This window comes from Streptomyces sp. Z423-1 (assembly GCF_013009255.1).
In the GTDB taxonomy this organism is placed as follows: Bacteria; Actinomycetota; Actinomycetes; order Streptomycetales; family Streptomycetaceae; genus Streptomyces; species Streptomyces gossypiisoli.
Window position 1 is genome coordinate 8,851,821 of the sequence record NZ_CP053109.1, and the last position, 24,126, is coordinate 8,875,946.

Annotated in this window: 20 protein-coding genes; 9 read left to right on the top strand and 11 right to left on the bottom strand. The window is 72.9% G+C overall.

What is annotated here, in order from left to right:
* Window positions 1-38: 38 nt before the first annotated feature.
* Window positions 39-647, bottom strand: a complete 609-nt coding sequence (locus HJD23_RS40325) for a hypothetical protein (RefSeq protein WP_171117099.1) — start codon at window positions 645-647, stop codon at window positions 39-41.
* A gap of 86 nt (window positions 648-733) precedes the next feature.
* Between HJD23_RS40325 and HJD23_RS40330 the strand changes: the two genes are divergently transcribed.
* From HJD23_RS40330 to HJD23_RS40340, 3 genes are all read left to right on the top strand, one after another.
* Entirely contained in the window at window positions 734-2,296 is a 1,563-nt protein-coding gene (locus HJD23_RS40330; RefSeq protein WP_171117101.1) for an amidohydrolase, read from the top strand.
* Between the two features lie 86 nt (window positions 2,297-2,382).
* Complete coding sequence (locus tag HJD23_RS40335) at window positions 2,383-3,210, top strand: hypothetical protein (protein WP_171117102.1); 828 nt, start codon at window positions 2,383-2,385, stop codon at window positions 3,208-3,210.
* Between the two features lie 153 nt (window positions 3,211-3,363).
* A complete protein-coding gene (locus tag HJD23_RS40340; RefSeq protein WP_171117104.1) occupies window positions 3,364-4,791 on the top strand; it encodes a Gfo/Idh/MocA family oxidoreductase in 1,428 nt (475 codons plus the stop codon).
* A 35-nt stretch (window positions 4,792-4,826) separates the two neighbouring features.
* Here HJD23_RS40340 and HJD23_RS40345 read toward each other — a convergent pair whose 3' ends face one another.
* Complete coding sequence (locus tag HJD23_RS40345) at window positions 4,827-6,428, bottom strand: BCCT family transporter (RefSeq protein ID WP_232108313.1); 1,602 nt, start codon at window positions 6,426-6,428, stop codon at window positions 4,827-4,829.
* 300 nt (window positions 6,429-6,728) lie between these two features.
* Here HJD23_RS40345 and HJD23_RS40350 point away from each other — a divergent pair, with 300 nt between their 5' ends.
* Genes HJD23_RS40350 through HJD23_RS40360 form a run of 3 tightly spaced genes read left to right on the top strand, consistent with a single transcriptional unit; the run spans window position 6,729 to window position 9,035 of the window.
* Window positions 6,729-7,364: an ATP-binding cassette domain-containing protein gene (locus HJD23_RS40350; protein WP_171117107.1), complete on the top strand. Its 636-nt coding sequence runs from the start codon at window positions 6,729-6,731 to the stop codon at window positions 7,362-7,364.
* A gap of 34 nt (window positions 7,365-7,398) precedes the next feature.
* Window positions 7,399-8,268, top strand: a complete 870-nt coding sequence (locus HJD23_RS40355; protein WP_171117110.1) for a metal ABC transporter permease — start codon at window positions 7,399-7,401, stop codon at window positions 8,266-8,268.
* A complete protein-coding gene (locus HJD23_RS40360; protein WP_171117111.1) occupies window positions 8,226-9,035 on the top strand; it encodes a zinc ABC transporter substrate-binding protein in 810 nt (269 codons plus the stop codon). The genes HJD23_RS40355 and HJD23_RS40360 overlap by 43 nt, the downstream gene beginning before the upstream one ends.
* A gap of 59 nt (window positions 9,036-9,094) precedes the next feature.
* On the opposite strand, the gene HJD23_RS40365 is transcribed toward HJD23_RS40360, so the two are convergent.
* Window positions 9,095-10,771, bottom strand: coding sequence for a class I adenylate-forming enzyme family protein (locus HJD23_RS40365; protein WP_171117113.1), 1,677 nt, complete (start codon window positions 10,769-10,771; stop codon window positions 9,095-9,097).
* Window positions 10,768-12,510, bottom strand: coding sequence for a CoA transferase (locus tag HJD23_RS40370; RefSeq protein ID WP_171117114.1), 1,743 nt, complete (start codon window positions 12,508-12,510; stop codon window positions 10,768-10,770). Before HJD23_RS40370 ends, HJD23_RS40365 begins: the two co-directional genes overlap by 4 nt.
* A 109-nt stretch (window positions 12,511-12,619) precedes the next feature.
* Here HJD23_RS40370 and HJD23_RS40375 point away from each other — a divergent pair, with 109 nt between their 5' ends.
* Window positions 12,620-13,822: an acyl-CoA dehydrogenase family protein gene (locus HJD23_RS40375; protein WP_240980931.1), complete on the top strand. Its 1,203-nt coding sequence runs from the start codon at window positions 12,620-12,622 to the stop codon at window positions 13,820-13,822.
* Here HJD23_RS40375 and HJD23_RS40380 read toward each other — a convergent pair.
* The 7 genes from HJD23_RS40380 to HJD23_RS40410 all read right to left on the bottom strand — a co-directional run bounded on the left by HJD23_RS40380 (window position 13,758) and on the right by HJD23_RS40410 (window position 21,603).
* Window positions 13,758-14,723: a sugar ABC transporter permease gene (locus tag HJD23_RS40380; RefSeq protein WP_332112425.1), complete on the bottom strand. Its 966-nt coding sequence runs from the start codon at window positions 14,721-14,723 to the stop codon at window positions 13,758-13,760. The two genes, HJD23_RS40375 and HJD23_RS40380, sit on opposite strands and share 65 nt — an antisense overlap.
* A 41-nt stretch (window positions 14,724-14,764) precedes the next feature.
* Window positions 14,765-15,883: an MFS transporter gene (locus HJD23_RS40385; protein ID WP_171119091.1), complete on the bottom strand. Its 1,119-nt coding sequence runs from the start codon at window positions 15,881-15,883 to the stop codon at window positions 14,765-14,767.
* Window positions 15,884-16,070: 187 nt separating this feature from the next.
* Window positions 16,071-16,769: an ATP-binding cassette domain-containing protein gene (locus HJD23_RS40390; protein ID WP_171117121.1), complete on the bottom strand. Its 699-nt coding sequence runs from the start codon at window positions 16,767-16,769 to the stop codon at window positions 16,071-16,073.
* Complete coding sequence (locus HJD23_RS40395) at window positions 16,762-17,730, bottom strand: ABC transporter ATP-binding protein (RefSeq protein ID WP_171119092.1); 969 nt, start codon at window positions 17,728-17,730, stop codon at window positions 16,762-16,764. The genes HJD23_RS40390 and HJD23_RS40395 overlap by 8 nt, the downstream gene beginning before the upstream one ends.
* Window positions 17,731-18,113: 383 nt before the next feature.
* Window positions 18,114-19,010, bottom strand: coding sequence for an ABC transporter permease (locus HJD23_RS40400; RefSeq protein ID WP_171117124.1), 897 nt, complete (start codon window positions 19,008-19,010; stop codon window positions 18,114-18,116).
* Window positions 19,011-19,024: 14 nt separating this feature from the next.
* Entirely contained in the window at window positions 19,025-19,993 is a 969-nt protein-coding gene (locus HJD23_RS40405; protein WP_171117126.1) for an ABC transporter permease, read from the bottom strand.
* Between the two features lie 20 nt (window positions 19,994-20,013).
* Complete coding sequence (locus tag HJD23_RS40410; protein WP_171117128.1) at window positions 20,014-21,603, bottom strand: ABC transporter substrate-binding protein; 1,590 nt, start codon at window positions 21,601-21,603, stop codon at window positions 20,014-20,016.
* Window positions 21,604-22,078: 475 nt separating this feature from the next.
* Here HJD23_RS40410 and HJD23_RS40415 point away from each other — a divergent pair, with 475 nt between their 5' ends.
* On the top strand, window positions 22,079-23,152 hold the full coding sequence (locus HJD23_RS40415) for a methyltransferase domain-containing protein (protein WP_171117130.1): 1,074 nt from the start codon (window positions 22,079-22,081) through the stop codon (window positions 23,150-23,152).
* A 40-nt stretch (window positions 23,153-23,192) separates the two neighbouring features.
* Entirely contained in the window at window positions 23,193-24,119 is a 927-nt protein-coding gene (locus HJD23_RS40420; protein ID WP_171117132.1) for an SMP-30/gluconolactonase/LRE family protein, read from the top strand.
* Window positions 24,120-24,126: the final 7 nt, after the last annotated feature.

A 24,126-nucleotide genomic window follows, 5' to 3' on the forward strand; every position in this document is an offset into this window, starting at 1 on the left:
GCGCCCATACATGGTGCACAAAACTTAGGTAAGGCTAATCAGAACTGCCCCTCGCGGCTACCCCCTTGAGGACTCGAAGGGGCATCATCGACGCTGACGAGCCGGTATCTGTGTGCGTACGTCGAACTGCCGCGCCGATCTGCCCGTTTGGGCCGGGCGCGACGCGCCGCGAGGATCAGCGCGTTCACCTTCGGGCGTTCCTTGCGCAGCCTGCTGAGGGCCGCCCGGGGCATGCCGGCGAGCGCCGCCGCGGACGCGTGCTGGGCGCCCGCGCGAATCGCCTGGAGCAGCACGAGCAACGCGGCCGGGGCCGGCGGGCGCGCGGCGCCGTCGCCGTCGGACCCGTGCGACCGGGCCAGTGCCCGCGCGCCCGACATCGCCGCGGCGAACGCGGGGTTGCGGTCCTGCCAGTTCAGCAGCAGCCGTTCCGGCACCCCGGCGGCCGCGGCGCAGCCGGCCGGACCGAAGCCGAGGGCCGCCGCCCGCACGGCCTCGGCCATGCGCGCCAGCGTCTCCTCGCGCAGGCTCGGACCACGCCCCAACGCGGCGAGCAACTCGCCGTCGAGTCCTTCTTGCGCGTCGATCCGCGCCAGCACACCATCGGCCCAGGCCGCCAAGTCGCGGTCGGGACCGGTCGTTTCCCTCACCGGAGCCCCCTTAGGTTAGCCTTACCTAAACATATGAACGAGCTGTGTGCCAGCAGGTCGCCGGGGAGAACCGGAAGGAGCCGTCCTTGCTCTCGTCGAGGATCACCAACGCCCGCATCATCACGATGGATCCGGCCCGCCCGATCGCCCGCGAACTCGGCATCTGGCGCGGCCGCGTCGTCGGCCTGGACGAAGAGGTGGCGGGACTCCCGGCGCGGCGCACCCACGACCTGGACGGAGCCGTGGTGCTGCCGGGCTTCATCGACAGCCATGTCCACCTGGCCTGGACCGGGCTGAAGGCGGCCGTCCCCAGTGTCGCGCCGAGCACCCGGGCCGACGACGTACTCCGGGTCGTCGCGGACGCGGCCGCCCAGGCGCCCGCCGACGCCTGGCTGGACTTCGGCGGCTACGACCAGCGCACCCTCGACCGCCCGCTGACGGCCGCGGACCTCGACGCCGTCAGCGCGGGCCGCAAGGTGTACCTGGGCCATCTCTCCGGCCACGCCTGCCTGGTCAACACCGCGATCCTGCGAGACCTCCCCGCCGAGGCGGTCAGCGCCGACGGCTTCCTAGTGGAGGGCGCCATGGGAGCGGCCCTGCGGACCCGGCCACCGCACTCCCTGGACGAACTGGCCCGAGCGATCGAGCGCGCGGCACGCGTCTGCCGCTCCGAAGGCGTGACGGCCTGCGCCGAGGCGGGAGTCGGCGGCCGTCTGATCGGCCACAGCCCCATCGAGGCGGCCGCCTACCAGCTCGCCCACGACGCAGGCAGGCTGCCGATACGCGTCCAGCTCATGGTGGCGGCCGACGCCCTCGACCGCGTCCGCACGGCCCCGGAGGACACCACCAGCCGCGCCCTCGCACTCGGCCTGCGCACGGGATTCGGCGACGGTGCCCTCTCCCTGGGAGCCCTGAAGATCTTCACCGACGGTGGGATGATGGCCCGCACGGCCGCGCTGACCAGCCCCTACCGCGGAACCGACACCTCCGGGCAACTCCAGACGAGCGCCGAGGAGTTGGAGGACACCATCGTGGCGGGGCACCGCGCGGGCTGGCAGCTCGCGATCCACGCCATCGGCGACCGGGCGGTCGACGTCGCCATGGACGCCCTGGAGCGGGCGCAGCGACTGCGCCCCCGCCCGCAGGCCCGCCACCGCATCGAGCACGCGGGCCTGGTCCGCCCCGACCAGCTGCCCCGGCTGGCCGCGCTCGGGGTCACCGTCGTCGTCCAGCCGAGCTTTCTGCGCTACTACGGGGACGACTACGCCGCCGTCATGGGGGAGGACCGGGCGGGCTGGCTCTACCGCGGCCGGGGCTTCCTCGACCACGGCGTCCGGGTGGCGGGCAGCTCGGACCGCCCGGTCGCGAACGGCGCGCCGCTGCGGGCCATCCAGTTCATGGTCGAACGGGCCTCGGAGTCGGGGCTGGCCGTCGGCCCCGACGAGTCGATCACCGTCGACGAGGCCCTGCGCGCCTACACCATCGACGCCGCCCACGCCTGCCACTGGGAGCACGACGCGGGCAGCCTCACCCCGGGCAAGCGAGCGGACCTCGTGGTGCTCGGCGACGACCCGTACCAGGTGGAGCCCTCCCGGATCGCGGACATCGAAGTGCTGGGCACCTTCCTGGAGGGCGAGGACGGGCTCTGACCGGCGGGACCGCCCCGACGCCGGTCGCGACACCACGGCGGGCCGCCCTCCGCTCCGAGGCACCGTCGGCCCATTAGCCTGCGGTCATGGGACTCGGCCTGCTGTTCGCGCTGTGCGCCGCCGTCTTCATGGGAACGGCGACCGTGTTCCAGGCGCTCGGAGCGCGAAGGGTGGCCGGCGGCGCCGGGGCGACCGTGCGGGCCACCTGGCAGTGGCCGTTCATCGTGGGAGTCGCCCTCGACACGTTGGGATTCGGTGCCGAACTGCTCTCCTTGCGCTCGGTCCCCCTCTTCCTCGTCGAAGCGGCGGTCGCCGCGGCACTGGCGGTCACCGCGATCGTCTCGGCGATCGTGCTGCGCATCCGGCTGCGACGGGTGGAGTGGGCCGCCGTCGCCGCGGTGTGCGGCGGGCTCGCGCTGATGGCGATCGCCGCGGGCCGGGAGACCGGCGGGGACGGCGACCAGAGAATGCGGCTCGCGGTGCTGGTGGGTTCGGTCGGGCTCGCCCTGGTGAGCTGGGCACTGAACCTCCGCCTGGGGGAGCTGCGGCACCGCGCGGCCGTGCTGGGCGGCCTGGCCGGGATCAGCTTCGGCCTGGTGTCCGTCGCGGCGCGGCTGCTGCAGGGACTGACTCTGCCCGGCCTGCTCGTCGATCCGGCGGTGTACGCCGTGATCGTCTCCGGGATCACCGGCTATCTGCTCCTGATCGCGGCCCTGCAGTCCGGCTCGGTCACCTCCGCCACCGCGGCGATGGTCACCGGCGAGACCGTCTGGCCCGCACTGTTCGGCGTCGTCTGGCTGGGCGACACCACCCGCCACGGGCTCGCGCCGCTGGCCGTCGCCGGTTTCGTGGCCTCCATCGCGGGCGCCCTCGCGCTGGCCCGCTTCGGCGAGGCGGAAGAGCAGGCCCCGTAGGCACACCGGCTCGTTGCCCACCGGTCACCCTTGGGTGCTCATTTCTGCTTGCAACAGCCTCTCTTTGAGCACCTATTGACACTCCGTCGCCCGGTCGACAGAGTCGTTCGGCGACAAGAGCAGTCGGCCACCCACAAGGGAGCGTTCAGCGCCATGCATGAAATCCCTGCCGTCTCACGCCGTACTCTCATGGGCGGAGCCCTGGCCTCCGGTGCCGTCGTCGCAGGTCTGGGCACCGCCACCGCCCACGCGGCCCCAACCGCCGACACCCCACCGGCCCCGCGCCGCGGCCAGAAGTCGATGATCAACGTCCCCTTCGACACGTACCGGACGGTCCGCGTCGCCCTGATCGGCCTCGGCAACCGGGGCCACGGCATGGCCTCGGGATGGGCCGCCGTCCCCGGCTGCACCGTGACCGCCGTCTGCGACATCCGCGCCGACCGCGCCGGCCGAACCGCCGACAAACTGGCCGCCGAAGGCCGCCCCCGGCCCGCCGAGTACGGCGGCTCCGCCGACGCCTACGAACGCATGCTGCGCCGCGAGGACATCGACCTCGTCTACGTCGCCACCCCCTGGGAGTTCCACTACGAACAGGGCCGCGCCGCCCTGCTCTCCGGCAGGCACGCCATCGTCGAACTGCCCATCGCCACCGAACTGCGCGAACTGTGGGACCTCGTCGACACCAGCGAGCGGACCCGCAGACACCTGTTCCTGTCCGAGAACTGCTCCTACGGCCGCAATGAGCTGGCCATGCTGAAGATGGCCCACGACGGCCTCTTCGGCGACGTCACCAACGGCCACGGCGGCTACCTGCACGACCTGCGCGCACTGCTGTTCTCCGACACGTACTACACCGACTCCTGGCGACGGTTGTGGCACACCCGCAGTACCGCGTCGCTCTACCCCATGCACGGCCTCGCCCCGATCGCCGCGGCCATGGACATCAACCGCGGCGACCGCATGACGACGCTGCGGGCCACCGCCACCGAGCCCAGAGGCCTGGCCGACTACCGCGCGCGGTTCGTCCCGCGATCCCACCCCAGCTGGAAGGAGACCTACATCAACGGTGACTTGATCACCTGCCTGATCGACACCGCCCAGGGCCGGGTGATCCGTGCCGAGCACGAGGTGAGCTCGCCCCGCCCCTACAGCCGTATCAACTCACTCGCCGGCAGCCGCGGCATCTTCGAGGACTACGCCGGAGTGACCTCAGCGGGCGGGGGCCGCGTGTACCTGGAGCCCGATCACAGCGGCCACACCTGGCGGTCGTTCGACACCTACCTCAAGGAGTTCGACCACTGGCTCTGGCAGAAGATCGGTGACGACGCGGCCAACAACGGCGGACACGGCGGAATGGACTACGTCCTGCAGTGGCGCACCGTGCAGCAGATGCGTGCCGGGCTCGTCCCCGACATGGACGTCTACGACGCCGCCGCCTGGTGCTCCCCGATCCCGCTGAGCGTCAAGTCCCTCGCGGCGGGCGGCCGTCCGGTCGCCGTCCCCGACTTCACCCGCGGCTCCTGGGTCAACCACCGCACGGGCCTCGACTCCCGCCCCGGCGAGATGCCGCCGGTCACCTGAACAGAGCCCGGCACGCCGCGCAGGGATGCCGACCGTCACGGCTCGTCGTCGGTCTCCCTGCGGGCCTTCGCCGCCCGTCGCAGCCGGTAGTGGCGCGCCGGGGCCTGTTCCGTGACGGCGTCGCCGACCATCGTGCGTACGACGTCCTGCAGGCCGTGCAGCGCGTGATGGCGGGTGGGGCCCGCGCCCGGGTCCTCCCGCAGTTCCTTCAGCAGTGCCCCGCACAGCAGCAGCATGACGACCACGAAGGGCAGCGCCACCAGGATCGTGGCCGTCTGGAGGGAGTTCAGTCCGCCCACCACCAGCAGTACCGCCGCCACCGACGCCATCAGCACGCCCCACATCACCACCAGCCACGACAGCGGGTGCAGGGCGCCTCGGCTGGTCAGAGAGCCCATCACCAGCGACGCCGAGTCGGCGCTCGTGACGAAGTAGGTCATCACCAGGACCATCGCCACGAACGAGGTGACCGTGCCGATCGGCAGCGCGTCCAGCATCGCGAACAGTGACGCCTCGGCGCCGTCCTCCACCGCACCCGCGAGGTCCGCCTGCCCCGTCGACTCCAGCCGCAGTGCCGTACCACCCATCACGCAGAACCAGACGACGGTCGCACCGCTCGGCACCAGGAGCACACCGATGAGGAACTCGCGGATGGACCGGCCGTGCGAGATACGGGCGATGAACGTGCCCACGAACGGTGCCCACGACAGCCACCAGGCCCAGTAGAAGATCGTCCAGGCGCCCAGCCAGGCGTGGTCGGAGAAGGCGCCGGTGCGCGTGGCCATCGGCAGCAGATTGCTCAGATAGCCGCCCACGGACGCCGGGATCGTGTCCAGGACGTAGACGGTCGGGCCGAGCAGGAAGACGAACGCCATCAGGGCCGCCGCGAGCACGACGTTCAGCGTCGACAGCCACTTGATGCCCCGGTGCAGACCGGAGAAGGCCGAGACGACGAACGCCGCGGACAGGGCCGCGATGATGATCAGTTCCGTGTTCCGGGTGGCGTCGATCCCCGCCGTCAGATCGAGCCCCTCGGCGACCTGGAGGGCGCCCAGGCCCAGGCTCGTCGCCGTGCCGAAGACGGTCGCGAAGACGGCGAGCAGATCGATGACCTTGCCCTGCCACGACACGGCCCGCCGGGCCCCGATGAGCGGCACGAACACGGCGCTGAGCCGATTGCCGCGGCCCTTGCGGAACGTGGAGTACGCCAGGCCCAGCCCCGCGATCCCGTAGATCGCCCACGGGGTGAGCGTCCAGTGGAAGAACGAGTACTCCATGGCCGCACGCGCCGCTCCGGCGGACTCGGCCGCCACACCGCTCGCCGGGGGCGGACTCAGATAGTGCGTGAGCGGCTCCCCGACGCCGTAGAACATCAGCCCGATGCCCATGCCGGCGCTGAACATCATCCCGATCCAGGCGAGGTTGCCGAACTCCGGCTCGGAGTCGTCCTTGCCCAGCCTGATCCGGCCGAACCGGCTGAACGCGATCACCAGGCACAGGACCAGGAACACGTCCGCGGCGACCACGAACAGCCAGCCGAAGTTGTCCAGGACCCAGCCCAGACTCGCGGAGGAGACGCTGTCGAAGGACTCGTCGCCGAGCCAGGCCCACAGGACGACGGCGACGACGGCGGCCATCCCGATACCGACGAGGGCGCGGTCGGGCGCGGCGGTCACCGGGGCGCCGTGCGGATGTCCCGGCTCGAACGGATCGATCGGTTCCGTGCTCATGTCGCACCACTATGGTGCGGGATCACCCCAGAGCAAGGGGTGGCGCGCCGCCCGACGGTACCGATGGCGCCGCGGGCGTACGAGGTGCTGCATCTCGCCGCCCGCCTGTCCGACGCGGAGAAGGCCGACGACGCCCCTCGCTGCCCGCGATCGCCGGGAACCAGCCGCCCCCTCCCTCCGACTGCTGTGGAGGAGCGAGGAGGTGGCATGGAGGGACTGGACGTCGTGATGCGCGAGGTCGCCTGCCGGCACGGCCGTGTGGAGGCCGTGCGGGACGTCGACCTCGACGTCGCGGCCGGCCAGCGGGTGGCGTTGACCGGCACCAACGGTTCAGGCAAGACCACGTTGCTGAGGGCGGTTCTCGGCCTGCACCGCCAGTGCGGGGGCCGGATTCTGGTGGGCGGCCGGGACACCCGGAGCGCGGCCGAGTGGGCGTGGCGGCGCCGGGCCTGCGCGTGGATTCCGCAGAAACCGGCGACCGGCCGGTTCCCGCTGCCGGCCGGGGAGTTGCTGGCCAGCGGCGGTGCGCGGGCCGAGGCGGTGGAGGCGGCGGCGAAGCTGGATGTGGGACACCTGGTGGACCGGCCGTTGCACACCCTGTCCGGGGGACAGCTGCAGCGGATGTACCTGGCGCGGGCGGTCGGCAGTGTGGCCGCCGGCGCCGGGGTGCTGCTGGCCGACGAGCCCACCGCCGCGCTCGACTTCGCCGGGCAGGAGGAGGCCGCCGACGTGCTGCTGTCCCTGCCGGTGACCGTCGTGGTCGTCACGCACGACCGGGCGCTGGCCGACCGCTGCGACCGGGTGCTGGACATGGCCGCGGGCTGTCTGCGGGAGGTGCGGTGAACGCCTTGGCCGCGGTCTGTCTTCGGGAGGTGCGGTGAACGCCTTCGCCGCGGCCGACGTCGGCCAGTTGCTGCAACTCGCCCCGGTCCAGCGCGCGGGCCTCGCCCTGCTGCTGGCGGCCGCGGGCCTGCCCGTGATCGGTGTCGTGATCGTCGGGCTGGACATCATGCCGGTGCGGTTCGCGATGATGCACGTGGCGCTGCTCGGCATCGCGGTCGGTCTGCTGACCGGGCTCGACCCGATGCTGTGCGCGCTGCTCGCCTGCGCCCTCGCGGGGGCCGGTGTCGCACCGCTGGCCCGCACCCCGGACGGACTGTCGGGGGCGATGGGCCTGTTGATGAGCCTGGCGATCGCGGCCGCGCTGCTCGTGCTCGCGGTCTCCGGGGTCAACGCGGCGGGCGCGTTCGCCCTGCTGTGGGGGTCGATCCTGTCGGTGGGCACCGCCGACCTGTGGGTGATCGGCGCCCTGGCCGTCGTCGTCCCGGCCCTGTTCTGGTGGAAGCGCCGCGATCTCGCCCTGCTGCTGTACGACCGTGAACTCGCGCTGTCCTCCGGCGTACGGGTCGAACGGCTCACCCTGGTGCTGCTCGTGCTGGTCGCGGTGGCCGTCGCCGGAGCCATCAAGCTCACCGGCGCGCTGCTCGTCGACGCGCTCACCCTGCTGCCCGCGCTCGCCGCCCGCCGCCTGGGCACGTCCCTGAAGTCCATCACCGCCTGGGCGGTCGGCATCGGAATCGCCGTGAACCTCACCGGGTTCCTGGTCGCGCTCCGCTTCGACTGGCCGCCCGGGCCCGTCCTCGTCCTCACCGCCGGCGTGGTCGTCCTCGCCGTCCATCTCATCCCCGAACGGAAAATCAGCTCATGGCGCGCACCCGCGTCCGCATCACTCCCGTCCTCGCACTGACCCTCACCGCGGGGCTCGCCCTGACCGTCACCGGCTGCGGCGGCGACAGCGAATCCACGTCCTCCGGCGCCAAGAACTCCTCGGACAAGCCGGTCGTCGTGGCCACCACCACCTGGGAGGGCGCCCTCGCCAAGGCCGCGGGCGCGCAGGACGTGAAGGTCATCGTCCCGCAGTCGGTGCAGCACGCCCCCGACTACGACCCCAAGCCCTCCGACCTGGCGGCGGTGGCCGACGCCGACTACGTGCTCTACGCCCCCTTCGAGCCGTACGCCGCGAAGATCAAGGAGGCGGCCGGGTCCGACGCCGAGCTGGTCGAGGTGAGCCTCGACAACGACGCGGACAAGGCGAAGGCCGAGGTGACCCGACTGGCCAAGATGTTCGGCACCCAGGACGCCGCCGCCCGGTGGACCGCGTCCTTCGACTCCGAATACGGCACCCTGCAGAAGGACCTGAAGGCCCAGTGGCCGGACGGAAAGCGGCCCACCGTCGTCGCCCAGGTGTTCTCGACGTGGGCGGCGAAGATGGCGGGCGCGGACCTCGCCGGTACCTACGGGCCGGAGGCCGTGACGGCGAAGCAGCTGTCCGACCTGTCGAAGAAGAAGCCCCGACTGGTACTGAACAACGCACATATGACGACCGGCACGGTCCTGCCCGACTCGGGCGCCGAGCAGGTGGACATCGTCAACTACCCGGGCGAGGACCTGGACCTGCTGGCGGTCTACCGGGACGCCGCTCAGATGGTGGAGACGGCGATGGCCGCGTCGTAGCGCAGCCAGTCGGGCACGTGAGGGCCGCCTGATCCGGGCGGCCCCCAGCGCGTGGCGGGTCAGCTCGCCGGGGCCAGCGGCTGCTTGGCGGTCGTCGCTGCGACGCATCGTTCCCGCAGCCCGGCCCGGTCGGGCTTGCCCGCCGGGGTGAGCGGCAACTCGTCGACGACGAGCAGCCGTTCCGGGTGCTTGCGCTGCTCCAGGCCACGCTCGTCGAGGTGGACGCACAGCTCTTCGAGCGTGGGGACCCGGCCCTCGCGCGGCACCACGCAGGCCGCGAGCCGCTCGCCCATCAGCGGATCGGGCACGCCCACGCACACCACGTCCCGGACCAGCGGATGCGTCGCGAGCTCGATCTCCACTTCCGCCGGGCTGATGTTGGCCCCGCCACGGATCACCACGTCCTTGAGCCGGCCGACGATCCGCAGGGTGCCGTCCTCCTGGAGCAGGCCGAGGTCGCCGGTGCGCACCCAGCCGTCGGCGGTGCGGTAGCGGGTGTCGAGGTCGGGGGCGGCGACGTAGCACAGCGGGGTCATCGGCCCGCGGGCCACGATCTCGCCGACCGTGCCGCGCGGCAGCTCCTCCAGTTCACGGGTGCCGGGCGCGGCGATGCGGATGTCGGCGACGCGCGGGTCCGGGGTGCCCGCGAGGACGCCCGGCCCGTCACTCTCTGCGCCTTCGGCGGCCAGTCCCGTATGGCAGTTGACGCCGTCGGCCGAGCCGTACAGGTTGACGACCTGGCAGCCGAAGACGCGCCGTGCCTCCGCTGCCGTGGCCTCGTCCAGGGGTGAGCCGCCGACCACGAGGGCGGTGGGCGGGGTGAACTCGGGGTGGCCGCCCTCGGCGACGCGGTCCAGCATCATCCGGATCATGGTCGGCACGCCGAGGACATGGGTGGGCTCATGTGTGGCGAGGGCCTCCAACGCGGCCTCGGGGGTGAAGTGGTCGAGCAGCACGAGGGTGCCGCCGTGCCGGGCGAGCGCCACGGCGGTGCCGTTGCTGCCGAACGCGGACGCCAGCGGCACCAGGAACAGACAGCGCGGCGGCCGCCCGTCGGTCATGAGGGAGGCGAGGAAGTTGCCGCGCCCGCCGGCCAGCGCGTTGTGCGAGTACGCCACCATCTTCGGCTCGGCCTCGGAGCCGGAGGAGACGAGGATGCGGGCGGCGGAGTCGGGGTGGGGTCGGGCCGGGACGAAGGCCTTGGGGTCGGTGCGCAGCAGCTCGGGCAGCGCGACAGCGCCCTCGGGCGTGGTGCCCGGCCCGGCCGCGATCACGGCGCGCAGGGCGGGCAGTTCACCGGCCAGGGCCAGCAGGTCGGCCGCGTGCTGGTTGCCCCGGTGCTCGGCGGCGGCGATGACCGCGACCGCCTCCGATCTGGCGAGCAGCGACGCCGCCTCCCGTCCGCCGCGGCCCACCGGGAAGGGCAGCGCGACGGCGCCCAGGGCGGCCAGTGCCAGGTCGGCGATGACGGCGTTGCGGCCGCCCGGCAGCTGTATGCCGACCACATCACCGGCGCGTATCCCCAGGCCGGACAGTCCCGCCGCGAGACTTCGCGCCTTGCGGTCCAGCGCGGTGTAGCAGAGTGTGCCCTTGGCGTCGATGACCGCCGTGCGGTGCAGGTCGGCGATCTGGTGGGCGCGGTAGAGGCTGTAGAGGTCGAGGTCGGGGCAGGTGCCGTCGACGGCCCAGGAGCGGCGCAGGTCGGCGGGGAGCAGATCGTGCAGGGTGACGGTCATGCGAAGCTCCAGGGGTCGGGGACGACGGGGGCGCCGTGCGCGTCGCGGCTGATCGAGCGGGTGGCGAGCAGGTCGGCGAGGTCGGTGACGACCGGGACGGCCGCGAGCCCGCGGCCGCGCAGCCGTTCCAGCGCCTGTCCGGTGGACAGCGCGCGCAGGTCGTGGGCGATCGCGGCGTGGTCCGGCAGGGCGATCCAGCCGTCGGCCGTCGGCAGCGGACGGCGGAAGCCCGCCGGTTGCCGTGGATCGAGCCCTTGCACCGCCCGGGCGCGGGCGGGCGCGGTCAGGACGTCGGCGGCCCCCAGCAGGGACGAGTCCACCCGCACACCGCATCCCGTGCGTTCCCGCAGCAGCAGGCCCGCCAGCACCGCCTCGGCGCCGAGCAGCCCGCCCAGCACGTCGAGCAGGGTCATCAGCGACGGCGCCGGCGGCTCGTCGGCGGGCCGGGCGGCCGCACCGACGCCGGTACGGGCCTGCACCATGAAGTCGGTGCCCATGGGCGCGCCGGGCAGCCGGCCGGCCCAGCCGCTCGTGTACGCGTAGACCAGCGCCGGGTTGGCGGCGGCCAGGTGCCCGTGGTCCAGGCCGAGCTGGGCGGCCTTGCCGGGCGCCCAGTTGTGCAGGAAGGCATCGGCCCGCGCCGCCATCTCCCGCAGCCGCTCGCGGTCCGCCGCGGACTTGATGTCCACCTCGACGGCCTTCTTGCCCCGGTTGAGCGCCAGCCAGCGCGCCGAGATCCCCGAGCAGGCGGGCGGCATGCCCCGCAGCGGATCACCACCCGGCGGCTCGATCCGGACGACCTCCGCGCCCAGCAGGCCGAGCAGATGGGCGGCGAGCGGTGCCTGGATGCGGCGGCCCGCCTCCAGGACGGTCAGCCCGGCGAGCGGGGCGTCCACCGGTGCCGTCGTGCCGGCGTACGACGCCCCGTGCGCAGCCAGCTCCCAGGGCGGCACGCCGTCGTACTCCGCGGCCCGCCGGGCGAGCGACGACAGCGGGCATACGTCCGCGCCGGACCCGTCGGCGGCCTCCCGGACCCGATCCCAGGGGCTCGCCCGCACGATCTCGTGCAGCACGGGCGGGAAGGGCGCGCAGGCGGTGGCGTACCGGAACTGGAACGGCCGCCAACCCCGCCGGATCGCCTCCTCGGGCGCGCCGAGCGCACGCCAGAACGCGGCCCAGACGCCCGGGTCGAGCGTCTCCAGTTCGAAGAGAGTACCGTCCGCCGCGGTGAAGGGCGGCCCGCCCGGCGCCAGTTCGGCGGCCTCGCCCTCCTCGGCCCCGGCGGCGGCCAGATACTGCGAGACGGCCAGCAACCCGGCCCGCTCCGCGCTCACCTCCGCGTCGTGGACGCGTCCGCCACGGGCCTGCGCGAGCAGTCCGGCCAGCAGTGCCTGGACGGTGAGTACGCCGGTGACGGTGGCCGCGTAGTCGACGGCGAGGCCGCGTGGGCCGCCGTCGCGACGGCCGTGCACCGCCATGATGCCGGTGGCCGCCTGCACGGTCGCCTCGTCGACGACGCCGTCACCCCACGTCGTACGGGCGGTGACCGGCCCCGCCCCGAACTGCCGTCCGGAAAGGGCGAACCGCCCCCCTGGACGGCCGTCGTCCGTGGCGCCCAGCAGCCGCAGATGCTCCGCGACGAGACCGTCCGCCGGACCGGGCGGACCCGAGGTCTCCACGCGCAGCCCCTCCAGCGGGCGGGCCGTGCGCAGGGTGATGGGTGTGGCTGGAGTTGCCATGCCTCTCCTTCCTGACGCTCGGGAACCGGGGGGCGGTCGCCCCCGACCTGTTCCACGACAAGAGCAGTCGGACCGGCGGCGGCCGGAGTTCCCACGGGAGCGGAGGAAAGTGGTGCGAGTGACGCAGGGTGAGCCTCAATGCCCGCCGGACATCGCGGAGTTGCGGCAGCGGGTGGCGGAGTTCGTCCGTGAGCGGGTCATGCCCCACGAGCCGGTGCTGGACGCGGGCGGGCCGGACACCGGCGTCGTGCTGGCCCGGCTCCGGAAGGAGGCCAAGGACGCCGGGCTGTGGGCGTTGCCGCATCCCACCGGACTCGGCGGGCAAGGGCTGCCGTTGCGGTCGTACGCGCACATCGCCGAAGTGGAGGGCGCGAGCGATCACGGCCCGGCCGCCCTCGGTTCGGCGTCGCTGCTGGACGCCCTGATGCTGTGGCGGCACGGCAGCCCGCGCGTTCGCGAGACGTACGTCCCCGCCCTGGTCGCCGGGGAGCTGCGGGCCTGCTACGCGATGACCGAACCCGACGTCCCCGGCACCGACCCGGTCAGTACCGCGACCCATGCCGATCCGGCCGGGGGCGGGGCTTGGCGGATCAGTGGCCGCAAGTGGTTCACCAGCGGGGCAGCGGGTGCCGACCTCGTGACGGTGCTGGCGCGGACGGACGGCTCGGCGCCGGACCGGGAGGGGCTGTCAGTGCTGCTGGTGCCCACCGGTTCGGCGGGCTTCCGGGTGGTGCGCGACCTGCCGGTGCTCGGCGCGGCAGGTCAGGCCGAGATCGAACTGGACCAGGTGACCGTCGACGCCGACCACCTGATCGGCGAGCGCGGCAAGGCCCTGACCGTCGCGGGCGAACGGCTCCAGCTCGGCCGCACCCTGCGCTGTCTGCGCTGGCTCGGACAGGCCCAGCGCGCCTTCGAGCTGATGCGCGAACGCGCCCTCGCCCGCACCCGCTCCCGTGGTCCGCTCGGCGACCTCCAGCTGGTCCAGCGGCACATCTTCGAGTCGCTGCTGGCCCTGCGCACCACCCGGCCGCTCGTCCACGAGGCCGTGGCCCGGCTGGACGCCGGGCTCGACGCCCACGTCGAGGTCGGCCTGGCCAAGGTGGCGGCGGCCCGGGCGCTGCAACAGGTGGCCGACGCGGCGATCCAGGTCCACGGCGCGGCGGGGCTTGGCCCGGACACCCCGCTGCCCGCCCTCTTCCGCACCGGCCGCGTGGCACGCATCCTGGACGGCCCGGACGAACTGCACATCACCTCGGTGGCCCGCCGGGTGCTGCGGACGGACCCTGCTCAGGCGGGTCGACGAGGCCGGTGAGCAGGGCGAGCGCATACGCGAGGAAGAAGTCACCCCAGATCAGCTCGTGCTGGACGGCCGTCGCGGAGGTGAGGTCGTAGCAGCCGTCCAACAGGCGGCCGTCATCGGTCAGATGGGAGCGCACCAGCTCTTCGAGGACGGCGACGGCCCGGTCCCGCTGCCCGAGGACGAGCAGGGCGGTCGCGGTGATCGCGGCGGCGGAGGTGTCGCGAGGGCCGTCGGGTCGCGCCGCGTCGGCGAGCGGGACGAGGTCGTCGGGCAGCAACGCGTCCGCGGGACCGGCAACACCGAGAGGGCGTACGGCCTCCGCCACCGCCAGCAGCAGCCAGGCCGGGCCCCGGCTCCAGCCCGGCGGCGGATCCTCCCGAGCGGTCCAGCCCGCCGTCGGGTCGTGCCGCCACGACCAGCGCCGTGGCTGCTGCCCGAGGCAGAGGTCGAGATGGCGCCGCAGATGGGACACGGCCGCCTCCGCGTCCACCGTGGCGAGCAGCGGCACGAGCCCCGGCACCCCGTCCACCCGGGCGAGCAGCCGGGGCCCGCCGAACGCCGAACCCCAGGGCACCAGGCCCAGTTCCGGGTCGAAGGAGTCCAGACAGGCCCGGGCCGCCCGCTCCCGCAGGCCGAGTTCACCCTCGGCCAGGGCGGTGCCATACCAGAAGATGAGCCCCCGCGTGGCGGTGTCCGCCTCGGCCCAGCCCGCGAGCCGGGCCGTGCGGAGCCGCGCGGCCTCCCGGTCCGCCGGAGCGCCGGTGTACCGGGCGCGCAGCCACAACAGCCCCGCCCAGAAGCCGCCGGTCCACGAGCCGCGCCCGGTCGTCGTCCACCTCCCGTCGGCGGGGTCCGCGAACAGCGGGAAGCGGTCGCCGACTTCGGCACGGGTCACGGCGACTCGGCCGAGCACCGAAGCGAGGGCATGATGCGCCCACGAGGGCGTGGACGCCGTCATGTCCGTACGGCCGTACGACGTCCCCGCAGCGCCCACAGCACGGCGACCGCTCCCGCGCCCGCGGACTCGCCCGCCACGAGCCCCCATCCGGCCCCGTACCGTCCGGCCTCCGCCAGCAGACCGAACAGTGGCGGCCCGATCGCGAACCCGGCGAAGAACCCGGCCGAGACCAGCGCGGAGTCCTGGCCCGCCCGGCCGGGCGCGGCACGCTGCATCACCAGGACCATCGACACCGCGTTCGCGGCCACCGCGAAGACCCCCACGGCCACGGCGGCGGCCCAGGCGAGCAGAGGGGCGTACGAGGAGACAGCCAGGAGCAGCGCCGCCCCCACCGCCCCGGCGGCCAGCAGACCCGGCAGCCACACCGACCAGCCGGGGCGGCCCGCGACCTTCGACCAGCCGACCCGCCCGGCGATCCCCGCCACGCCCAGCACGGCCACCAGCGCGCCCGCCGCGGTCGGGCCGAGACCGAGCCGCTGAACGCCGTACAGCGCCAGATACGTGTTCACGGAAGCGATGCCGCAGCCCAGCAGCAGCGAGAAGACCATCAGCCAGGCGATCATCCCGCGCGGCACCCAGGCCGCCGGGGTGGACTTCGCGGGCGGATCGCCGGGCAGCACGCGCGCCGCCCACACGGCCGCCACGACCGCGGCGCCCGCCGCCGTCCACACCGCTGCCCGCCACCCCGCGAGGCCGGCGAGCGCGGCGAGCGGCAGCCCCGCCGCGAACGCTCCGAGCTGCACCCCCGACTGCTTCGTCCCTGTCACCGAGCCGCGCCGGGCAGGCGGTACGACGGCCAGGATCGCCTTGTTCGTGGCCGGGTTGGCCAGCGCCTGCGGCAGCCCGCCGAGCGCGACCGCCGCCAGCAGGAAACCGGTGCCGGGCGCCGCCCCGATGAGCGCCAGCGCCAGCGCCGACACCGCCAGCAGCGCGACCAGACACCGACGGGGCCCCACCCGGTCCACCACCCGACCGCCGACCGGCGAGAGCACGGTCGCGGTCGCGAACCCGACGGTCGTCGTCAGCCCCAGCACGGTCGGGGAGACGCCGAGTTCCGCCACCAGCCGCGGGCCCAGGGCCCCCAGCAGGAACAACTGCATCATCGAGAAGGCCATGGCGCAGGTCAGCAACGCGGTCAAGGCACCGCCGCCCGCCCTCGCTTCGCCCACCTCGGCAGCCGTCCCCGTCCCACTCCGCCCCGTCGTCACAGACGCACCTCCCAGCAAGAGCAGTCGGCCCGAACCGCTTCCGGGTTCCGGCCCTTGTTGTGGCGTGTGCCACATGTGCGGCGGGCGGGGCGGTTCAGGACCCGCCGGAGTGGGACGGGCCTGCGGGCACTGGCTCCTCCCCGCACACCGCCTCCCAGGGGACCGTGCGGTCGCACCAGCGGTGCAGGAGCGTGCGGTCGTGGCCGACGGCGAGCAGGCCCGCGCCGGTGGTGGCGCGGTACTCCTCGACGACCGCGACCAGGGCGGCGGTGGTGGAGGCGTCCAGCATCGCGGTCATCTCGTCGCACACCAGCCAGCGGGGCCGCAGGACGAGAGCGCGGGCGAGGCAGGCGCGTTGGAGCTGGCCGTCGCTGACTTCGTGGGGTTGTCTGCCCAGCAGGTCGGGGGTGAGTCCGACGGTGGTGGCCAGCTCGGCCACGCGCTGAGGTGTCTCCTCGCGGCGGCCGGTGGCGCGCAGCGGTTCGGCGATCAGGTCGGTGAGCCTCAGCCGGGGGTCCGCGGAGAGCCGGGGTTGCTGGAAGACGACGCCGAAGGCGGTGCGCAGCTCGCGGGGTGCGCGGTGGCGCCAGTGCCGTACGGGTACGCCGTCCAGGAGCAGGGTGCCGGAGTCGGGGCGGTGCAGGAGGGCGGCGACGCGGGCGAGGGTGGACTTGCCGCAGCCGCTGGGGCCGAGCAGGCCGACGGCCTCGCCGGGTGCGATGGTCAGGGAGGCGTTCCGTACGACGGGTGCGTGCCGGTCGTATCCGGCGGTGACGGCGCGTAGTTCAAGCACGGATGTCCTCGGGGGCCGGTGCGGCGGGGCGCGGCTTCTGCGAGCCGTGACCTGCGAGGGGGTGGTGGCAGGCGACGGCTTCGGTCATGGGCGGCAGCGCGGCGCAGGCGTCCGTGGCCCGGTCGCAGCGGGCGGCGAAGGCGCAGCCGTCGGGGAGGTCGCCGAGCTCCGGGGGCAGGCCGGGGATGGGGGTGAAGGCGCGGTCGGGGAGAGCCTGCAGGAGGCCACGGCTGTAGGGGTGGCGGGGGCCGGGTGAGCCGAAGAAAGCCGTTGCGTTGGCGAGTTCGACGATACGGCCGGCGTACATGACGGCGATCCGGTCGGCGATGCGTTCGGCTGCCGTCAGGTCGTGGGTGATCATCAGCAGGGCGCGTCCGCCGCTGTTCGCCGCGTCCGGGCTGTCGATGTGGCGGCGCAGTTCGTCGACGGTGTGGTCCACCAGATCGCGGTCCAGCCCTGTCGTCGGCTCGTCGGCGAGCAGCAGGGGCGTGTCGCCGACGAGGGCGAGCGCGGTGGCGGCGCGCTGGGCGAGACCGCCGGAGAGCTGGTGCGGGTAGCGGTCGAGGTGGTCCAGGGGGAACGCCGCGCGGTCGGCGACCGCCTCGGCGGCCGCACGCCGTGCGGACTGGCCACGGACGCCGGTCAGTTCCGCGACCGTCTCCTCCAGTTGGGAACGGATGGTGCGGACGGGGGTGAGGTGGGCGGCCGGGCTCTGCGGGACGAGCCCGATCAGACGGCCCCGCACCCGGCGGGCGAGGGTCCGTTCACCGGCGGAGAGCAGGTCGATCCCGCCGAGCCGCGCCTCGCCCGCGGTCTGGGCGTTGGCCGGGAGCAGACCGAGCAGGGCGGAGGCGAGAACGGACTTGCCGCAGCCGCTCTCGCCGATCAGCGCCAGGCACTCACCGGCGGCCACGTCGAAGTGCGCACCGGCGACAGCGTCGACGCGCCGCCCACCAGGCATGAGGAACCGCACGGACAGCCCACGCACCGCGAGCACGGGCGACCGCTCGACGGCTCGCTGAGGCGTGCCCTCGGCCGGTTGTTCCGGCAGCCGATCGGCCGGTGGTTGCGGTGGTTGCTCGGCCGGTTGCTCTCGCAGTCGTTCGGCTGGTCGCTGCGGCGGTCGCTCGGCCGGTTGCTTCCGCAGTTGCCCGGCCGGTTGCTGCGTTCGTCGCTCGGTCGGTTGATCTGGCAGCCGTTCGGCCGCACGCTGCGTTGGTCGCTCGGCCTGGAACCCGACGCGGTCGCCCCGTTCCTGGACGACGCCCTCGACGGCTCGCAGAGGCGTGCCCTCGGCCGGTCGCTCCGGCTGTCGTCCGGTCGGTCCCTGCGGCAAGCGGTCGGTCACAGCATCAGCTCCGATCGGCGGCGGGGATTGATCCGCTCCCGCCAGGCGCCGGCGAGTCCGGCGAGGGCGAGGGTGGGCACGATGATGAACAGTCCGGGGAAGAGAGTCGGCCACCACTGCCCGGCCAGCAGCGAGCCCCGCGCGGTCTGGATGAGGGTGCCCAGGCTTGCCGTGTGCGTGGGCAGCCCCAGCCCGAGGAAGGACAGGGCCGACTCGTGCCACATGGCGTGCGGCACCATCAGTACGGCGGCGAGCGCGGCCTGCGGCAGCACCCCGGGCAGCAGGTGCCGTACCGCCGCCCGCCACCGCGAGGCGCCCCCGGAGACGGCGGCGTCGATGTACGGGCGCGAGCGCAGGGAGAGCACCTCGGCGCGGACGATGCGCGCGGTCGACAGCCAGTGGGTGAGCGCGACCGAGACGACCACCGGCCAGACACCCGGCCGGAACATGGCGACGATGAAGATGCCGAGCAACAGGTGGGGTACCGACGAGACGGTGTCGACCAGGCGCATGATGCCCCGGTCGACCCAGCCGCCCACGGCACCGGCGGCGGCCCCGACGGCGGTGCCGACCACGGTCGCCGTCAGCGCCGCCGCGACACCGACGAGCAGCGAGACCCGCAGGCCGTACACGCAGCGCAGCAGCAGGTCCCGGCCGACGTCGTCGGTGCCGAACGGATGTGCCCACGACGGCGGTTGCAGCTTGGCGGCCAGATCGACGGCCTGCTGGTCGAGCTGCACCAGCGGCGGGACGAGCAGCACGGCGAGGACGGTCAGGGTCACCAGCGCGGCGGAGACCCGTACGCGCAGTGCGCGGGTCGAGCGGCGCGCGGCACCGGCGGAGCGCCATTCGGTGCCGGGCCGTGTCCCGTTCTCAACTGCGGTATCAGCCATGGAAGTCACCAACGTCACATCTCACTGAGCTTCACCCTCGGGTCGAACAGGCCGTACAGCAGGTCGGCGAGCAGGTTGCCGACGAGGACCGCGGCGGTGGCGAGGGTGGTCAGCGCGGCGAGCAGCGGGAAGTCGACGGCGGTGGCCGCCTCGACGGTGGCCGCGGCGATGCCCGGCCAGCTGAAGACACTCTCCACCAGCAGTGCTCCGGTGATGAGTTCGGGAACGCGGGAGCCGATCAGGGTGAGGACCGGCAGCAGCCCGGAGCGCAGGGCGTGCCCGAGCAGGACGGTGCGTTCGCTCAGCCCCCGGGCGCGGGCGCCACGCACGGGATCCTCCGCCAGGGCGTCGCCGACCCCCTGCCGTACGTAGAGGGCGAACCAGGGGAGCTGGGAGACGGCGAGCACACCGGCGGGCAGCACGAGGTGGCTCGCGACCTGCCCCGGGGTGACCTGTTCGCTGCCGGTGTCCGTCAGTCCGCCCGCCGGGAGAACATCGAGTTGCAGCGCGAACAGCCAGACGGCGAGCAGGGCGATCCAGAAGACCGGTGCGGCCTCCAGGGTGTACGCGAGCGAGGTGACGGCCCGGTCGAGCATCGACCCGGGACGGCGCGCGGCGAGCACACCGAGCAGCGTGCCGGTGAGCACGGCCACCGCGAACGCGACCGCGCAGAGCAGCGATGACCACACCAGACGTTCCCCGATCACCTGCGCCACCGGCTGCCGCAGCACGCTGGAGTGGCCCAGGTCACCGGTGAGCGCCGAGGTCAGCCACTCCCACCAGCGGGCGGGAAAGGGCTGGCCCACACCGAGGTTGTTGCGCAGCCGGTCCAGGGTCTCCTGGTCGGCGCCGAGCGCGGCCGTGCCGGCGTACGCCTTGACGGGGTCGAACGGGGAGGCGGCGGCGATGGCGAACACGCCGAAGGTCACGACGAGGAGGACGGGGACGGCGAACAGGGCCCGCCGTCCCGCCAGGCGTGCCATCGCTCCCCAGGGCAGGGGCGTCACTTCTTGGGCTGCCAGTCCTCGATGTTCCACCACGGCCCGCTGGCGAAGCCGTGCTCGTGCGGTTCGAGCTGCGTGGTCAGCCCGTCCCACCGGTCCGCGAGCACGTACAGGTGGTCGATGTGGGTGAGGAACGTGTAGCCCGGGTCCTTCACGAGCTCGCGCTGGAGCGCGTCGTACGCGGCCTTCCGCTCGGCCGGTTCCTGGGTGCGGCGGCCGGTGTCCAGGGCCTGGTCCACGGCCGGGTTGTCGTAGTGGGCCATGTTGTTGAAGCCGTCTCCGGCGAGCGAGGAGTGCAGCAGGGTGTAGAGGCCGAAGTCCGGGTCGCCGGTGCTGCCGAAGCCCGCGAGGACCGCGTCGTCCTTCATCCGCGGCTCGATGACCTCCCAGGTGGCGCTCTCCACCGTCACGTCGATCCCGGCCTTCTTGGCGTCGGAGGCGTACGCGAGGGCGTGGTCCTGGCGGACCTTGTCACCGGAGGGGTACAGCAGGGTGAACGCCGCCCGCTGTCCGTCCTTGGCGCGGATGCCGTCCTTGCCGGTCTTCCACCCCGCCTCGTCGAGAATCCGCCTGGCCTTGCCCAGGTCCTGCGTGCGCTCGATGCCCTTGGCGAACGACGGATCGTCCACGGGCAGCGGCCCGTACGCCGGTGTGCCCGCCCCGTCGAGGACCTTGTCGACCATGGCCTTCCGGTCCACGGCGGCATCGAGCGCCTGCCGGATCGCGCGGTCGCCGGTCACCTTGCCGGCCGTCGGGAGGGTGACGGCGCGGAAGTCGTAGGACCTCGCCTCGTACGACTTCATGCCCGCGTCGCTCTTGAAGGTGGCGGCGAGGTTGGGCGGCAGGACCGCGCCGTCCAGGTCGCCGGAGCGCAGCCGGGTGGCGCGTACGTTGTCGTCCGCGATGACGGCCATGGTGAACGTCTTCACCTTCGGCGCGCCGCCCCAGTAGTCCGGGTTGGCCTTGAAGGTGAGCTTCTCGCCCTTGCTCCAGGCGGAGAGGACGTACGGTCCGGTGCCGACCGGCTCGGTGTTGAAGGAGCCGGTGTTGGGGTCCTGCTGCCCCGCGATGTGCTCGGGGACGATGGGCAGTACCGTGCGCCCGGCGAAGGGCGCGTACGGGTACTTCAGCGTGAAGACGACCTTGTCGTCACCGCTCGCCCGGACGTCCTTGACGGCGTCCAGTTCGCTTCGGGACGTGTTGTTGGTCTGCTCGTCGAGGATGGTCCGGTACGTGAAGACCACGTCGGCGGCCGTCAGCGGCTCGCCGTCGCTGAACTGCACGCCCTTGCGCAGGGTGTACGTGTAGGTGAGGCCGTCGTCGGTGACCTCGGGGAGCGACTTCGCCAGGGCGGGCTTCAGCTTCAGGTCGGCGTCCCGGGCGAGCAGCCCATCGAAGATCTTGGAGTTGCCGTCCTTGCCGTAGCCGAGCAGCGGGCTGAGCGTGTCCGGCTCGGAGCCCACGCCGATCACGACGGATTCGGCGGAACTGCCACCACTGCCACCCTCGCTGGGCGCGGAACAGGCGGCGACCCCGGCCACCACTGCCACCGCGATGGCGGCACCTCGTATTCGACGGGTCGACGTCATGAGCCCCACACCCTTATTGCCTGGATACCTTACTTGCACATGATGTGCGACAAGCAGGATACCCAGGTATTCGCGAGGCCCCGTGTCCTCGGCGTCCATGAGACGCGCAGTCACCGTCGGAAGCCTGGCGGTGCTTCCGCTGGCCACGGCCTGCGGCGGCGGTGCGGACCGGACGGCCGACAGCCCCAAGCCGTCGCAGATGTCCGCCGCCCCGGCGGCCGGAGTCGTCGCCCCGGCCAAGGTCGAAGTGATCGCCGGCCTGACCGGATGCAAGGCACCATCCAGCACCTGCGGGGGACGGGTCCCGCCCCGAGTCCGCCGTAGCGGGCGTCCGTGCCTCCGGTCCGGCCGCCACGCATCCCGGGGAGTGGACTTCACGCGCCCCCTCGCCGTGGCTGACGGACGATGCGGCAGCCCGGTGTTTGGCTTGCCGAACGGTCGTTCCCCACGACCGTGCTCGACGGCGAGGAGGAACATGATGGCGGCACCGCGCGAGGTGGACGAGGCGAAGGTCGAGGCCTTCATGGAGAAGGCGCTCGGGGACCTCAGTGGGACGATGACGGTCGGGCTGTGCCACCTGGGCGACCGGCTGGGTCTGTTCAAGGACCTCGCGGCCCGTGGCCCCGCCGGCAGCCAGGAACTCGCGGACCGTCTCGATCTGAATGAGCGTTATGTGCGCGAGTGGCTGCGCGGCCTCACCGCGGCGGGCTATCTGGAGGAACCGGAGCCCGGACGCTTCGCCCTGCCCGCGGAGCACGCCCCGGCCCTGGCCGACGAGTCGGGGCCCATGTTCCTCGGCGGCGTCTACCAGATGGTGCCCGCCACGCTGGCGCCGTACGAGCGACTGTGCGAGGCGTTTCGGCGCGGGGGTGGCGTACAGCAGAGCGACTATCCGGACAGCCTGTGGGACGGCATGAGCCGTTTCACGGGGAGCTGGTTCGAGAGCGTGATGGTCGACGACTGGCTGAGCACCTTCCCCCACGTCGTCGAGAAGCTGGAACGGGGCATCGACGTCGCGGACGTGGGATGCGGCGCCGGCCGCGCGCTGATCGTGCTCGCCCAGGCGTTTCCCCGCTCGCGTTTCACCGGTTTCGACAACTTCCCGGTCCAGGTGGAACGTGCCCGTCAGAACGCGGAGCGGGCCGGTGTCACCGACCGCGTGACCTTCGAGACGGTCGATGCCGCCCAGGGGCTCCCCGGTCGGTACGACCTCGTCACCACCTTCGACGTCATCCACGACTCCGCCGATCCGAAGCGGCTGCTCACCGCCATCAGGGCCGCGGTGCAGGACGACGGCGACTACCTGATGCTGGAGATCAACTGCGAGGACCGGCCTCAGGACAACGTGGGCCCGGTGGCGACGATGTTCTACGGTTTCAGCATGTTCTACTGCATGACCACCTCCCTCGCGAACGACGGCGCCGCCCTCGGCACATGCGGCATGCCGGAGGCGGTGGTCCGCAGTCTCTGCACGGAGGCGGGCTTCAGCGACGTGACCCGCTCCACGGCGGACGACCCGTTCAACGTCCTGTACGACATCAGACCCTAAGCACACATCAGACCCTAAGCACACAGGTGAGGACCGCGACATGCCCGGCGAGCGACCGCAGTTGTACGAGATCCTCGATGACCGGTTCCGCACGGGCAGGTGCCACGCGGGCGACTCGAAGCTGGAGACCCTCTTCGAGGGCTGCCGCTGGGCCGAGGGCCCCGTCTACGTTCCGGCCGGGCGGTACCTGGTGTGGAGCGACGTCCCCAACGACCGCCTGCTCCGCTGGGACGAGACCACCGGCACGGTCGGCGTCTTCCGCTCACCCGCCGGTCACCCCAACGGCAACACCCTGGACACCGAGGGCCGCCTCATCACCTGCGAGCAGGGCAATCGCCGCGTCACCCGCACCGAACACGACGGCTCGGTCACCGTGATCGCCGACCGCTTCCAGGGCAAGCGGTTCAACAGCCCGAACGACGCCGTCGTGAAGTCCGACGGTTCGATCTGGTTCTCCGACCCCGACTTCGGGATCAGCACCGACTACGAGGGGCACCGCGCCGAGAGCGAGATCGGCGCCTGCAACGTGTACCGCGTGGACCCCGGCACCGGCGAGGTACGGCTGGTCGCCGACGGCTTCAGCGGCCCCAACGGCCTCGTCTTCTCCCTCGACGAGCGGCAGTTGTACGTCTCGGACAGCCGGGCCAACCACATCCGTGTCTTCGACGTCCAGGACGACGGCACCCTCGGCAGCGGCAGCGTCTTCACCGAGTGCAAGATCGGCAACTTCGACAACATCCGCTTCGACGACCAGGGCCGGCTCTGGGCCGCCGCCCTGGACGGCGGCGTCCACTGCTACGACCCGGACGGCACCCTCCTCGGTCGCCTCCTGGTCCCCGACATCGTCGCCAACATCCGCTTCGGCGGCGCCAAACGGAACCGCATGTTCATCGCCGCCGACACCGCGCTCTACTCCGTCGTCCTGTCCGTCACCGGCACCCCACCGCTGCCGACCGCCCGCCCGTAAGGCGCGC